Origin of the sequence: Candidatus Kurthia intestinigallinarum (assembly GCF_003991225.1) — a bacterium.
In the GTDB taxonomy this organism is placed as follows: Bacteria; Bacillota; Bacilli; order Bacillales_A; family Planococcaceae; genus Kurthia; species Kurthia populi.
On the sequence record NZ_JTFC01000031.1, the window covers coordinates 371471 to 386556 of the forward strand.

A 15086-nucleotide genomic window follows, 5' to 3' on the forward strand; every position below is an offset into this window, starting at 1 on the left:
AATTTATGCTTTCTGAGTAATTGATACAATTTGATCTGCTGTTGTTTGAAGACCGCCTGATAAATTGAAAACAATTGAGTTGTCTTTTCTAGATACCGATTCAACCATCGCTGTTTGCTCTTCACCTTGTTCGTTTTTGAATGTAACATTTTTCCCAATTAACATGCTTGAGTCTACAAGAGAATTACCTGCACTACTTGAAGAACTTCCAGATAATACTTCTGATATATTAGATGCTTGAATGGTTTTTCCATTATCTAATACAAATTTTGCTGTTGAGCCGTCGTATTTGACACTTACGATTGTTCCAGTACCACTTTCAACACCTGCTGTAGATTGCGTTATCGAATCTTTAGCAGACTCTACAACTTCTCCAGTTTCTTTTCCAGTTGTCGTTGTTGTAATATGATACTTTACCGTTTTACCAACAAAAGAATTAAATTGAATCATCTGTGTTTGCTGTGTGACTGCTGTTAATTCTTCAATTGATGACGAAACATTTTGCATTTGTTCTAAAGAAGAGAACTGCGCCATTTGTGAAATAAATTGTGAGTTATCCATCGGACTAGATGGATCTTGATATTGTAGTTGTGTTACTAATAACTTTAAAAATGCGTCTTTACCTAAAGAAGTATTTTCACCTTCTGCAACTACTTTAACGCCATTACTTGGCATACCATATTGTTTTTGAATAGTCGTTGTCATAACTTACACCTCTAATTCTGCTAATAGTTCTTCAAACGTCAATCCATCATCATCTTGTCTATTTTCTTTTTGATTGCTATGATTCTGCTGATTCATAGACGATTGTTGATTAAATTGTTGTTGGCGCTGCTCGCTACGTGACGGTTCAGATAATGCTTGTGAAATATCAATTCGATCCAATTGAATATTTTGATTCACTAGCCCTGTTTTTAATTGATGTAATTGGCTTTCTATCATTTGCTTACCAGTAGCTGTTGATGTCAAAATACGTGCACTCATTATTCCATTTTGCTGTGAAAACTCTATACGTATTGAACCCAAATGCTCTGGATATAGTTTAATCAATAAGCGTTGTCCTTGAGCATTAGTTGCTAATTGGCTACGATTCATAATTTGTTCAAATTGTTTTACAAAGTTTTCAGATTGTGAAGTTGGCGTTGTTTGCGGTAAAGAAATTGTTATAGTTGTTGTCTGTGGAGTGACTTTTGTAATCGCGTTACCTACCAATTCAGGCGTCACTGATTTTGTTGTTGAAATTTCTTGCTGAACGACTGGTTTCACCACCCCAATAATTTCTTGTTCCTTCATATTGGGTGACAATTCTTTTTGACCTATAGTCGGTGCTTGTACTTCTGCCACTTTTATGTTCACAAGTGCCTTGTTAATCATTTCTTTAACATCTTGTTGCGTTTGTGCAGTTTCAATAACTCTTGAAGCAATTGTAGTCATCCAGTTTTTAACTTGTGAACTCTGCATTTCTTGTTGTAATGTTAAATCTGTTGTTGGAGCCGCCAATTCAACAAATTTTAACATTTTAACAACATCCGAAATTTCTTCTTTTGTAAGTGGTCCTTTTCCTTCTAATGAAGTCGTTACATTTTGAATAAATTTGAATGCACTCATATCAAGTTGGGCTAAAATATCCCAAAGGTTATCCCCCGTTACTTCTTCTGCAATTAGTTCACTAAATGCTTTTTTCAATTGATCTATATCCACCTCAAGTACTTCTGCTAATTGATTTAATGAAATCTGTTTTGTCATTAGCTCTGTATCAGATATATCAATTCCTAATTCTTTCAAATTCGAAGCGTTCAATAAACTTTTTATATCTATATCAACTGTTTCAACTTTTGTCTGATTATTACCCAACAATGCACCTAATCCTAAATTCATTTGAAATTTTTTAGATGTATTTCCATCATCAAGTGTTTTTTGCTGATTTGGTACTACTGAATTTGTATCATTAATAGTTGCGGCATTTAGTCTTTCATTAAATGATACACCTTGATCATTTACAGAAGCATTTGTTGTATTTACTGTATTCATTGATTGTTGCATTGTGTTTGCTAATTGCATCGTTGCAAGATTCATTTGTTCACCTCCTTTCAATTTTTTAATTTGTTGAAGTTTTTGTTACATTTTTATTGTCGACTTTTTTTACAGATAATAAAGTAGTAAATCGAGCAGCTTCATCTGGAGACATTTTTTCTAAAATGGCGGCTAATGTTTCTGTTTTTAATTTACTCATGATTGCAATAGCTTCTTCATCCTTAAGCGCAACTAAAGCTGGCGCAGCAGATTTCGGTCGCATTTGTTCATATGTAGCAATAAGCGAATCAATACTTGCTGTTTCATCTTCAGAACCTGACTTTAATTTTTTTATTTCTTTTTTCAAACGACGTTTTTCTATTCGTTCTTTTTTCGCAGTTATTTTTTGTTGATCAATTTGATCTTGCAAACTCTTAATTTCAGCTTCTTTTTCTTGTTGCTGAGCTTTCAAATTCACAATTTGTTCTTCGTAATTTTTATTATTAATTTCATTGTTTTCTTCATTTTGAGAAACACCTGCAATATCTTTTGCCTTTTCAAAAATATTTGTACCTGTCACTTCAAAAACAATTAATAAAATTGCTGAAGCGAATAGTAACGGTATAATAATCCAGAAAAAAGCTTTTTGGAATTTTCCCGGTGTTTTTTTTTCTTCTCCCAAATCTTCACGGCCCTTAGGTGGTCTTTTACCTTTTACAGGTCGTTTTTTTGGTTGTGCCACTAGAATCACCTAATTTCTTTATTGTAATAAGCGATTTGCGAGAGCTCATCTAATTGAAGCATTTCTAATCGATTTTTTTCTAATTTAAATAATTCATAATCTTTCTCTCGCATTTTTTCATATTTTCTACACTCTAATGTTTGCTCAAGTAATTTTCCTTCAAACCATTCCATTTTAGAACGTGCTTGAATTACCTTATTTTGAATATCAACAATCGCTTTTTCTATGCTATCTAAAAACTGTGCATTACTATGCATTTCTTGGATGCTCATACCTATTTTCATTTGTTGCTCTTGATAGCTAATTAAATCTTCTTTTCTTTTTAAGGAATCATATAAGTTTTGAGCAACTGCTTCAAAATCTTGTACAGCTTTTTTATAAGCCATTTCAACTTCATTCTTTTCTTGTTCTTTTACAACAATAATGGAATCAAATCGATATTTATACTTTGGCATCTATTATCCTCCTCGATTTGCTAAGTGAATAAGTTGATTAACGCTTTCTTCTAAAGAAACCGGGTCTAGATACCCCTGTTTTAAAAAATTCGTAATCAATGGTTCATAAAAAATAGCTTCATCAATTTCTTTTGATGTTCCTTTTTTATAAGCTCCTATATTAATCAAATCTTCGGATTTACTATAAGTGAAATAAAGTTCTCTTAATTTTTCTGCGGCAATTTTATGATCGTTTGTAACAATATGATTCATTAGTCGACTTACACTTTTCAAAACATTTATTGCAGGGTATTGCCCTTTATTAGCCAAGACACGGTCTAAAACAATATGACCATCTAATATTCCACGTACAGTATCTGCAATTGGTTCATTCATATCGTCCCCATCTACTAGTACTGTATAAAAAGCTGTAATAGAGCCATATTCATTTGTTCCTGTACGCTCTAATAGTTTAGGTAAAATAGCGAATACTGAAGGCGTATAGCCTTTTTGTGCAGGCGGTTCTCCTGTAGCAAGACCTACTTCTCGTTGTGCCATAGCCACTCGTGTTACCGAGTCCATCATTAACATGACATTTAATCCCTTATTACGGAAATATTCTGCTATAGCTGTAGCTGTAAAAGCACCTTTTATACGCATTAATGCAGGTTGATCAGAAGTAGCAGCAACAATTATCGAGCGTTTCAGCCCCTCGGGTCCTAAATCTCGTTCTATAAACTCTCTTACTTCTCTACCACGTTCTCCGATTAATGCTATGACATTTAAATCTGCAGTAGTATTTCTAGCAATCATTCCTAATAATGTTGATTTACCTACACCCGAACCGGCAAAGATACCAAGACGCTGCCCTTTTCCGACTGTTAACATACCGTCAATTGCTTTAACACCAACCTCTAATTTTTCTTCTATAGGTGGTCTAGTTAATGGGTTCGGTGGTTCTCCTTCAGTATCTACAACTGCTAATCCTTTAGGTAATATCGAGCCATCTAAAGGATTTCCCATTGAATCTAAAATTTTCCCAATTAATTCTGGCCCAATTTTAATTTCAAGTGGCTTATTTGTACTTTCAACAAGACAACCAATAGAGATATCTCTCAATGAAGTAAAAGGCATTAAGACAACCGTTTCATCTCTAAAACCCACTACTTCTGCTAAAATTTTTTGATGCCCTGTATGCGCAGAGAAAACATGTATTTTACATACATCACCTATTGAACTTTCAGGGCCTTGCGCCTCAATCATTAATCCAACAACTTTTGTCACTCGACCATATTTTTTAAATGTAGGTACGGCATGTAATTGTTCTAATAATTCCACAGCCTTCATTCCAAATCACTCCGCACTCTCTAATATTTCACTTAGGTGGTGACGTAACTCATTTAACTGTTCATCGATACTAGCTATAAGGCGACCATGATTTGTATCTATATAGCATTCTTGAATTGATAATGTATCGTCAATAAAAATCATAAATGGCATATCTACTGGGAACATCGCTACTAATTCTGCTCTATTTTTTGTAAGCAATGCATGATTTTCTGCAGAAACATACACTTTGACAAATTCACTTTCACGAACTTCTTTCAATGCTCGTTTAACAATTGGCATATATTTTGTAGCATTTTCTTCTAACTCTAAATTTAAAATCCGCTCTGCTGAACGCATAGCCAATTCTAAAATAACGCCCTCTTGACTTTCTAGATATGCATAGGCATTTTGCTCTGATTGAGCCATTGTTTCATTAGCTATTTGAATATCAGATGCCATATTCGATAACGCTTTATTTCTTCCCTCATCTATACCTTGAGAAAAACCTTCATCATATGCTTGTTGCTGCAATTGGATTTTTTCATCTTCCCATTGTTGCTTGGACTTTTTTAATGAAGTTTCTTTTTCTATGCAAAATACTTCAAACTGCTTTTTTTTCAATTCAATTTCTTGCCGAGCTTCTTCTAATAATCGATCTCGCTCAGCATACAATTGTTCTAGTGAAATATCTGGAACGACGTCATTATCTTCATCGACAGTAGGAATCATGAATTCTCGAATTTCAATCGTGCGAATATTTGGTTGGTCCATACCTGTGCCTGGGCGATAAATTCTAGACAATAATGTCATCTCCTCCACCACGAGCAATAATAATTTCTCCGGCATCTTCTAAACGACGAGTTACTGCGACAATACGTGATTGTGCTTCTTCAACATCACGTAAGCGAACTGGTCCCATAACTGCCATGTCTTCTTTGAAAGTTTCTGCCATACGTTGAGACATATTTTTGAATAAGATTTCTTTGACATCTTCGCTCGAAACTTTCATAGATAATAATAGATCTTCGTTTTCGACATCGCGTATAACACGTTGAATTGAACGGTTGTCCAATGTAACCAAGTCTTCGAAAACAAACATACGTTTTTTGATTTCTTCTGCAAGTTCTGGATCCTGAATTTCGAGTGCATCGAGAATTGTTTTTTCTGTTTGACGGTCTACCCCATTCAGTACTTCTACAACTGCATCTACACCGCCCGTTTCTGTATAATCCTGTGTTACTGTAGAAGATAATTTTCTTTCTAATACAGATTCAATTTCACTAATAACTTCAGGTGATGTTGATTCCATTGTTGCTATACGTTTTGCGATATCTGCCTGTACTTCTTGTGGCAGTGACGATAAAATTGTTCCTGCCTGCTGAGGCTCAAGATACGATAAAATAAGTGCAATTGTTTGTGGATGCTCATTTTGAATAAAGTTGAAAATTTGAGCTGGATCTGTTCGGCGCGCAAAATCGAATGGTCTTACTTGTAATGATGATGTCAAACGATTAATAATTTGCTGTGCTTGATCATTTCCTAATGCTTTTTCAAGAACTGTTTTTGCATATCCAATACCCCCTTGCACAATATAATCTTGTGCAAGGGCAATATTATGAAATTCTTCAATTATCTCTTCTTTTACTTCTGGGTCTACTTTTTTCACGCCTGAAATTTCTAGAGTTAAACGTTCAATTTCCTCTTCGGATAGATGTTTATATACTGCAGCAGAAACTTCAGGTCCTAATGAGATTAATAGGAGTGCGGCTTTTTGTTTACCAGAAAGCTCTTTATCTTTTTTTGCTACCAACGCATTTCCCTCCCATTAGTCTTCTGAAATCCATGTACGTAATAATTTTGCAAAGTCTTCTGGCTTATCTTTCGCCATTTTCTCTAACTGTTTACGACGAACTGTTGATTCAGAATCTTTTTCGTCTGCTATGTCTTCAATTTCCATTTCCTCATCATAATAGTCTTCTTCATCATAATAATCTTCTTCATTTTGACGACGTGAACGGATAATAAAGAATGTTAATAATCCAATGGCTACAACTAGAACACCACCAATGACCCAAATCCACCAAGGAATTGTTGTACCTGTTGCTGTTGCTGTTGTGGCTTTACCATTTAATTTTTGAACGGAAACATTAATTTTTTGTGATACATCTGCATTTGATAAGTTTCCTGCTGAGTTTTTATCGATTGATGTACGTACAATTGATGTCAACATATCTTGAACAGCCGTTTCTGTATCTGCTGGTAGAGATGTTGGGTCATCTGATGTTGGTGGTTCTAAAACGACTTGAATCCCTAAATCACGTACACGATATGGACTTTCAGTAATTTGGCGTTTAATACGATTCACTTCATTATTAACAGTATCTTCTGTTCTTTCATAATCTCCAGAACCCGTATCTCCAGCAGCTTGATAATCTGTAAAATTATCTGTAGCTCCATCTGCCTCTGACGTTCCTGCTGCTGCAGCTCCAGTACCTGAGTACGTTTCAGAGATCTTTTGAGCACTAATTGTAATACCCGCCATATTTTCTTTATCAACTGGTTCTACTAGTTTCTCAGTTCTTTGTTCTTGTGTGAAATCAATATCAGAAGTCACTGTAACAACGGCTTTTCCAGCGCCCATAATATTACTTAATAATGATTGAACTTGTCTTTGTAAATCACGTTCAATTTGTTTTTTTACGGCTAATTGACTCGCTGCATTCCCAGCTCCATTCGCTCCTGCAATTGAATCTGATGTCAAATCAAAATATTCATTATATTGATTTGTAATAACGATATTATCTGTATTCAAATTGGGTACTGATTTTGCCACTAAATTGTATAATGTTTTAATTTGCTCATCAGAAAATTGTTGTCCTGCCTGTGTATCTAACACAATAGAAGCACTAGATTCTTCTGCATTCTCACTACTTGTTACAAATGTGCTTTTTTCAGGTATAGATAACATAACTTTTGCATCTTTAATTCCATCCATTTGTTTTAATAATTTTGCTAATTCAGTTTGAACTGATGCAACTTTTAGCACATTAAATTCGTTGTCAGTCATACCAAATCCTGCGTTTTCAGAGAAGAAAGAGTAGTCAATTTCACCCGATTGTGGATAGCCTTGTGAAGCTAAACTTACGAGTAAATCATCTGCTTGATTTTCTGGAACTAATATTGTGGTTCCACCTTCTTCAATTTGATACTTAACCCCTTCAGCATCTAATTGTTCTTTAATTTGTCCAACTTCACTAGCTGTTAAATTTGAATACAAAGGTTTGTAAGTAACGCGGGTTGCAAAATATGTAATAATTGCTGCTAACGCAATAATTGCTACGATGCTACTAATTAATGCAATCTTTTGCTTTTTTGAACGACTTCCCCAAAATCCAGAGAACTTCGTTTTAATATTATTTACTCTTTCGTTCATTTTATGCCTCCGGGTACTTGTAAATGCAGCGATTCAAAGGTTTAAGCTTATACTGACATACGCATAACTTCTTGATAAGCTTCGACTGCTTTATTACGAATCGATAGAGCCGTATTCAATGTAACATTTGCTTTTTGTGCAGCAATCATTACATCATGCAACTCCACATCTTGCCCATTCACTAATTTATTTGTATACACATCTGATGTTGCTTGTGTGTCATTTACTTCATTAATTGCATCTTTTAACATCGTGCTAAACGATGTGTCTGTTTTAATGTTATCTGTTGCTGCTGTTTGCGTCACAGCAGGAGTAACAGGTTGAGTTAGCGCCACAGAAGATATGGCCATCATTAACAGCTCCTTCTAATTCATTTATTTACCTATTTCTAAAGCTTTTGACAGCATTGATTTATTTGCGTTAAATGCAGTTACATTCGCTTCATAAGATCTTGTTGCCGAAATCAAGTTTGTCATTTCTTTTAATGAATCCACATTTGATGTTTGAACATACCCTTCATCATTTGCATCCGGATCAGTTGGATCGTAAATTAATTTAAACGGTGTTTCTGTATCTTCATTAATTTGAGTTACTTTTACACCTTTACCTGTGGACTGATCACTTCGACCAATTGCTGCACTTAAATAGTTGGAAAAAGCAGGTCCTGATTGTTGAGAAGCTAATGTTACCGTTTTACGACGGTATGGTTCCCATTCTCCATTAACTTGTTTTGCTCTTGTTGTATCTATGTTTGCTAAGTTTGATGAAACAACATCCATTCTTAATCGTTGCGCAGTCAATGCACTTCCTGTTGTTTCCATACTACTAAAAATCGACATGGTTAACTTCCTCCCTTAGCAACTGTTAACAATGAATTAAGCTTTCCACTTACACGATCAATTAATGCATTGTAATAAATTGTATTTTCCGCTAAACTTGCCTGTTCTTTATCCATATCAACACCATTACCATTTTGGCGATAACTTAAATTTGTATAACTATATATACCTGGTGTTTTTGTTGAACTGGTAGTGAAATTAATATGCTTATTATCTGTTCTATAAGCTGATACAGATGATGTTTTCGCATCTTCTAACATTTTGGCAAAACTAACATCTTTTGCTTTATAATTAGGTGTATCACTATTTGCTATATTTTGTGCAACTACTTTATTCTTAGTTGAAGCATATGATAGACCATATTCTAAATTACTAATTGTCCCACTAAATAACCCCACTTTTTTCACCTCAGTTCAATATTCGCTGTAAACAAAGCCCTATAATATCAATATGTTAATTGTAATAAATAAGCGACAGTGTGTCTATTGATTCTACAGCTTTTTTAATGATTCTAAGGTCCTATCTTTAGTTCTATAATACTTTCAACTCAATGTTATATTCACTATATTATATTGTTTTTAGGCTGTTTATTCACACTATCAATACAGTGTAAACCTTAAAAATAGGGATTTTGAAGCTGTTTCGAATTTTACTTTTTATTGAAATAAAATATTACTTTTATCCTTTGTAATATTTTATACCTAAATTTGTATTTAAAGAAAATTAATTACATAAAGATACATGAATTTATTTTTAAGAAGTTTAATTTGTATCTTTATGATAATTCTTTAGTTTTTTATTAGCAGTTATTTTTTCAGCAAATAAAAAAGAAGAGGCTGGGACATATGTATAAAAACAACCGTTCATATGAGCATAAGAAAAACCGGAATCGCGCTGTAGCGCGGTTCCGGTTTTTCGTTGCGAACGCTCAAAAAGGAAAATGACGTGTTTTGTCCCAGCATCTTCTTTCAATTTAATAATTAACGCATTTTGATTTCTTCTAAAGCAGTAAGGAATTTATTGTTTAAAACTTTAATATAAGTTCCTTTCATACCTAGAGAACGTGATTCAATAACCCCAGCAGATTCTAGTTTACGTAAAGCATTTACAATCACAGAACGTGTAATACCAACACGGTCAGCAATTTTAGAAGCAACTAATAGACCCTCTGAACCATCTAATTCTTCAAAGATATGTTCAATTGCTTCAAGTTCTGAATAAGAAAGTGAATTGATAGCCATTTGTACAACTGCTTTTGAACGTGCTTCTTCTTCAATTTCTTCCGCTTTTTCACGTAGAATTTCCATACCTACTACTGTTGCGCCATATTCAGCTAATACTAAATCTTCATCTTCAAATGAGTTTCCGATACGACCAAGTACTAATGTACCTAAACGTTCTCCACCACCAACGATTGGAACGATAGTTGTTAAACCATCTTTGAATGTATCTTTATTTTCTACAGGGAATACTGTATGTTCATCATCGATACCTATGTTTGCGACTGTTTCTTGAAAATCATATAAATTTTTAGTATATGCTTCTGGGAAACGACGTTCTTCAAACATTTTTTTAATACGTTCGTTTTCGATTTGTTGATTAATTGTAAGACCTAATAGTTTACCTTTACGACTTACGATATATACATTACTATCAATTACTTCGCCAAGTGTTTCTGACATTTCTTTAAAGTTCACAGGCTTACCAGCTGACGCTTGAAGCATTGAGTTAATTTTACGAATTTTTGCTAATAAATTCATTTTAAAAGTGTTCCTCCTGATTGAATTGTCCTTTATTTACGGAATATTCAAAAGTTTTTATACATTTCAATTATAAACTATAAAATAAACTCTGACAAATCTTTGTTCTTAACGATTTTTCCGAGCTTACTGTTCACATACTGAGGTGTAATATCAATATGTGCTGGTGCGATATCAGAAGCCTCAAATGATAGGTCTTCTAATAGTTTTTCTAAAATAGTGTGCAAACGACGAGCACCGATGTTATCAGTATTCAGATTTACTTCCATCGCGATATCTGCTAAACAATCGATGGCTTCGTCGGTAAATGCAATTGCAATACCCTCTGTTTCAAGTAATGCTTGATATTGTAAAATTAATGAATGATCTGGTTCTTTCAAAATTCGTACAAAGTCTTCTTTCGTTAATTTTTCTAATTCAACACGAATTGGAAAACGACCTTGTAATTCTGGAATTAAATCAGATGGTTTTGACATATGGAAAGCACCTGCTGCAATAAACAGCATAAAATCTGTGCGTACAGTACCATATTTCGTATTTACTGTTGAACCTTCTACAATTGGTAAAATATCTCGCTGTACACCTTCTCTAGATACACCAGGTTGACCACCATTATTACCTCTAACTGCGATTTTGTCGATTTCATCAATGAAAATAATACCCATTTGTTCAGAACGACGAACAGCTTCTTCAGCTACCTCATCACTATCAATAAGTTTATTCGCTTCTTCAATCGTTAATACGCGGCGCGCTTCTTTTACTTGTAAGCGGCGTTTTTTCTTTTTCTTTGGCATCATACTAGACAATAAATCGCCCATACCTGTGCCATTCATATCCATACCAGGCATTCCTGGCATCATCATCATGCTCATTTGTTCTTCAACTTCAACAGTGACCCATTCGTTTTCAAGTTTTCCGGCAGCTAAATCTTCAGCAATTTGGGAACGTTTAACACGGACTTGTGTATCTTCCGTTGTGTCTTCATCCTCCTCTTGTTGATTGCCAAAAAACATTTCAAAAGGATTCGCCATATTTGGTTGTTTATTTTTGCGCATGCTTGGAACTAAAAGTTTAACAATTTGTTCATTCGCTAATTTCTCAGCTTGATCATGAACTTCTTCTTGTTTTTCTTCTTTTACAAGACGATTCGCAACTTCTACTAAATCTCTGACCATTGATTCTACATCTCGCCCTACATAACCAACTTCAGTAAATTTTGTTGCTTCCACTTTTAAAAATGGCGCTTTTACTAACTTAGCGATACGACGTGCAATTTCAGTTTTACCAACACCCGTTGGTCCAATCATTAAAATATTTTTAGGAATCACTTCTTCGCGCATTTCTTCTGATAAACGTTGGCGACGATAGCGGTTGCGTAAGGCTACTGCTACAGATTTTTTTGCCTCTGTTTGGCCAACAATATAGCGATTTAAGTATTCAGTCATTTGTTTTGGTGTTTGTTGTATTGTCATACGTCTAAATCCTCCACAATGATATTATGATTTGTAAAAACACAAATATCTGAAGCTGTTTCTAAAGAAGCTTTTGCAATTTCTTTAGCAGTCATATACTCTCCAGCGTGTTTTTGCAATGCTCTACCTGCTGCAAGTGCGTAGTTCCCACCTGAACCAATTGCTAAAATCCCATCATCTGGCTCAATAACTTCTCCTGAACCAGAAACAAGAAGTAACGTTTCTTTATTCATGACAAGTAATAATGCTTCAAGCTTCTGAAGCATTTTATCTCCACGCCATTGTTTCGCTACCTCTACAGCAGCTCGCTGTAAATTTCCATTATACTCTGTTAATTTGCCTTCAAACATTTCAAATAATGTAAAAGCATCTGCCACAGAACCAGCAAAACCTGCTAGTACTTGACCATTGTATAAACGACGAACCTTACGAGCAGTATTTTTCATAATAACTGATTGGCCTAATGTTACTTGACCATCACCAGCCATTGCACTTTGGCCTTTATGTTGAACTGCAAAAATAGTTGTTGCGTGCATTTGCATATCCACAATCTTCACTCCTCTTTATCATTACGCTCTCGGATGAGCATTCATATAAGTATTTCGAAGATGTTCTTTCGTTACATGTGTGTAAATTTGCGTAGAAGATAACGAAGAGTGTCCAAGTAATTCTTGGACTGTTCTTAAGTCCGCTCCATTATTCAACAAATGCGTAGCAAATGTATGACGTAACATATGCGGATATATCACCCCGTGCATCTCTGCCTTTTTCAGCATTTCGTTTAAAATATAACGAACGCCACGTGATGTTAGTTCCCCACCACGCATATTTACAAATAATTTACTATGTGGCTGATTCATCAATGGTGTGCGCACTTCATTTATATAACGCACAATAGCTTCATGAGCATAATGACCAAACGGTACATACCGTTCCTTTCTCCCTTTCCCCATGACACGTACAATATCCAATGATAAATCAACATCTTTTACTGTTAATGATGTAAGTTCACTCACGCGAATCCCCGTTGCATATAGCAATTCTAAAAGTGCTATATTCCGCAACGACTTTACATCATCCCCTTCATTTCTCTCAAACAAATTCGTTAATTCTTCCTCATAGAAAAAGCGCGGTAAGCGGCTTTCTTTTTTCGGATGATATAACGCTTGGAATGCAGCATCATCCAATTGATACTCTTTATTTAAAAAGCGGAAAAACGAACGAATCGCAGAAATCTTTCGTGAAATCGTCGCACGCGCTTTTTGCTCATCATATAACTGTGTTACATATAATCGCGCATGAAGATACGCTACTCTTTCTAAATCTTCGACACCTTCTTGTTTTAAAAATTCAAAAAAGTAATATAAATCTTTTTCGTAATTTAAAACAGTTGAAGACGCGTAATTTTTCTCAAGTTTAATATATGCTATAAAATCATTAAGCGCTTGAATCTTCTGAATCTCCATTCGAACACCTCACATCGAGCAATCTATCTTTATTCTCTCATTGTCTCACTATTAAATAAAGCGAGAAGGCTCTAAGCAAAACATAGATTGTACTTATTTTCTGTCAATCCGTGACGATTTTTTGAACAACCTATTACTAAGTGAAGGTATCTTACTTGAAGCATTAAAAAAGCCCTTCAAAGTATAACAACTTTAAAGGACCGAATCAAATTTATTTCTAGAGAATACAATTGTGTACCATAGAAAGATTATCGAATTAAAGTACAGTTGAATCTTTAAATTGCTTTAATGCAGCTAACGCACGAGCTGCATGACGTTCGCCACGTTCTTGTTTTGATTTAATGCGTTCTCCTAGTTCAGGGAATAAACCAAAATTCACATTCATTGGTTGGAAATGTTTTGCATCTGCTTCAGTAATATAGCGCGCCATACTACCAAGAGCCGTCTCTTTAGGGAAGATTACAAGTTCTTGCTCTAATGCCATATGTGCTGCATTAATCCCTGCCACTAACCCTGCTCCAGCTGATTCTACGTAACCTTCAACGCCTGTCATTTGACCTGCAAAGAATACAGTTGGTTGTGCCTTTAGTTGATATGTTGGAGCTAATACTTTGGGTGAGTTAATGAATGTGTTACGATGCATAACACCATAACGTACAATTTCAACATTTTCTAAACCTGGGATCATTCTAAATACACGTTTTTGTTCGCCCCATTTTAGATGTGTTTGGAAGCCTACAATATTATAAAGTGTGCCAGCTGCATCATCTTGACGAAGTTGAATTACTGCATATGGACGTTTGTCTGTTTTAGGATCTTCAAGACCTACTGGTTTCATTGGTCCGAATAACATTGTTTTTTCGCCACGTTCAGCCATTACTTCAATCGGCATACAACCTTCGAAGTATTTTTCTTTTTCAAATTCTTTTAGTGGAGCTTTCTCCGCTCCGATTAGTGCTTCACGGAAAGCATAGAACTCTTCTTTATTCATTGGGCAATTTAAATATGCTGCTTCGCCTTTGTCATAACGTGATTTTAAATATACTTTATCCATATCAATTGAATCTTTTTCAATAATTGGTGCTGCTGCATCATAGAAGTATAAATAATCTTGACCTGTTGCTTCACGTACTTTTTCAGCTAATGCCGGTGATGTTAATGGACCTGTTGCAATAACCGTAATACCTTCTGGAATTTCTGTTACTTCTTCGTTAATCACTTCAACATTTGGATGATTTTTTACCTTTTCAGTAATATATCCTGAGAATTCGTGACGATCAACTGCTAATGCGCCACCTGCTGGTACTGAACAATTATCTGCTGCATCAATAATTACCGAATCTAATTGGCGCATTTCTTCTTTAATTACGCCAACAGCATTTGTTAAAGAGTTTGCACGTAATGAGTTTGAACATACAAGCTCTGCGAATTTATCTGTATGGTGCGCTGGAGTTTGTTTTACTGGACGCATTTCATATAAGCGTACCTTTACGCCACGTTTTGCGATTTGCCATGCTGCTTCACTACCAGCAAGACCTGCTCCGATTACATTTACGATTGGTGTCATGTTACATACCTGCCTTTTTTTCTTTTGCGTT

General features: G+C 34.9%; 16 protein-coding genes. All 16 read right to left on the reverse strand.

Features of this window, described 5'->3' with window-relative positions:
- Positions 1 to 3: 3 nt before the first annotated feature.
- Positions 4 to 705 (reverse strand): flagellar hook capping FlgD N-terminal domain-containing protein, encoded by a 702-nt coding sequence (locus tag QI30_RS10455; RefSeq protein ID WP_126990757.1) that lies wholly within the window; start codon positions 703 to 705, stop codon positions 4 to 6.
- A 3-nt stretch (positions 706 to 708) separates the two neighbouring features.
- Positions 709 to 2076 (reverse strand): flagellar hook-length control protein FliK, encoded by a 1368-nt coding sequence (locus QI30_RS10460; protein ID WP_126990758.1) that lies wholly within the window; start codon positions 2074 to 2076, stop codon positions 709 to 711.
- A 22-nt stretch (positions 2077 to 2098) separates the two neighbouring features.
- On the reverse strand, positions 2099 to 2755 hold the full coding sequence (locus QI30_RS10465) for a MotE family protein (protein WP_126990759.1): 657 nt from the start codon (positions 2753 to 2755) through the stop codon (positions 2099 to 2101).
- Between the two features lie 5 nt (positions 2756 to 2760).
- A complete protein-coding gene (fliJ, locus tag QI30_RS10470; RefSeq protein ID WP_126990760.1) occupies positions 2761 to 3210 on the reverse strand; it encodes a flagellar export protein FliJ in 450 nt (149 codons plus the stop codon).
- A gap of 3 nt (positions 3211 to 3213) precedes the next feature.
- Entirely contained in the window at positions 3214 to 4536 is a 1323-nt protein-coding gene (gene fliI, locus QI30_RS10475; RefSeq protein WP_020189443.1) for a flagellar protein export ATPase FliI, read from the reverse strand.
- A gap of 6 nt (positions 4537 to 4542) precedes the next feature.
- Positions 4543 to 5319, reverse strand: a complete 777-nt coding sequence (locus tag QI30_RS10480; protein ID WP_126990761.1) for a FliH/SctL family protein — start codon at positions 5317 to 5319, stop codon at positions 4543 to 4545.
- Positions 5312 to 6328: a flagellar motor switch protein FliG gene (gene fliG / locus QI30_RS10485; RefSeq protein WP_020189441.1), complete on the reverse strand. Its 1017-nt coding sequence runs from the start codon at positions 6326 to 6328 to the stop codon at positions 5312 to 5314. The genes QI30_RS10480 and fliG overlap by 8 nt, the downstream gene beginning before the upstream one ends.
- Before the next feature lie 15 nt (positions 6329 to 6343).
- Entirely contained in the window at positions 6344 to 7951 is a 1608-nt protein-coding gene (gene fliF, locus QI30_RS10490) for a flagellar basal-body MS-ring/collar protein FliF (protein ID WP_126990762.1), read from the reverse strand.
- A gap of 47 nt (positions 7952 to 7998) precedes the next feature.
- Positions 7999 to 8301: a flagellar hook-basal body complex protein FliE gene (gene fliE, locus QI30_RS10495; protein ID WP_020189440.1), complete on the reverse strand. Its 303-nt coding sequence runs from the start codon at positions 8299 to 8301 to the stop codon at positions 7999 to 8001.
- A 24-nt stretch (positions 8302 to 8325) separates the two neighbouring features.
- Entirely contained in the window at positions 8326 to 8790 is a 465-nt protein-coding gene (gene flgC, locus QI30_RS10500) for a flagellar basal body rod protein FlgC (protein WP_020189439.1), read from the reverse strand.
- A 2-nt stretch (positions 8791 to 8792) separates the two neighbouring features.
- The gene (flgB, locus tag QI30_RS10505; RefSeq protein ID WP_126990763.1) at positions 8793 to 9188 is read right to left on the reverse strand and encodes a flagellar basal body rod protein FlgB; all 396 of its coding nucleotides are present in this window, start codon (positions 9186 to 9188) and stop codon (positions 8793 to 8795) included.
- Positions 9189 to 9770: 582 nt separating this feature from the next.
- Positions 9771 to 10550 carry a GTP-sensing pleiotropic transcriptional regulator CodY gene (codY, locus tag QI30_RS10510; RefSeq protein ID WP_020189437.1) on the reverse strand — a complete coding sequence of 260 codons (780 nt, stop codon included), beginning with the start codon at positions 10548 to 10550 and terminating at the stop codon, positions 9771 to 9773.
- Between the two features lie 77 nt (positions 10551 to 10627).
- On the reverse strand, positions 10628 to 12022 hold the full coding sequence (gene hslU / locus QI30_RS10515) for an ATP-dependent protease ATPase subunit HslU (RefSeq protein WP_020189436.1): 1395 nt from the start codon (positions 12020 to 12022) through the stop codon (positions 10628 to 10630).
- Positions 12019 to 12564 carry an ATP-dependent protease subunit HslV gene (gene hslV, locus QI30_RS10520; RefSeq protein ID WP_044527260.1) on the reverse strand — a complete coding sequence of 182 codons (546 nt, stop codon included), beginning with the start codon at positions 12562 to 12564 and terminating at the stop codon, positions 12019 to 12021. The genes hslU and hslV overlap by 4 nt, the downstream gene beginning before the upstream one ends.
- Before the next feature lie 27 nt (positions 12565 to 12591).
- Positions 12592 to 13488 (reverse strand): tyrosine recombinase XerC, encoded by an 897-nt coding sequence (gene xerC, locus QI30_RS10525; protein WP_126990764.1) that lies wholly within the window; start codon positions 13486 to 13488, stop codon positions 12592 to 12594.
- Between the two features lie 256 nt (positions 13489 to 13744).
- Positions 13745 to 15055 carry an FADH(2)-oxidizing methylenetetrahydrofolate--tRNA-(uracil(54)-C(5))-methyltransferase TrmFO gene (trmFO, locus tag QI30_RS10530; RefSeq protein ID WP_020189433.1) on the reverse strand — a complete coding sequence of 437 codons (1311 nt, stop codon included), beginning with the start codon at positions 15053 to 15055 and terminating at the stop codon, positions 13745 to 13747.
- Between the last annotated feature and the right edge of the window lie 31 nt (positions 15056 to 15086).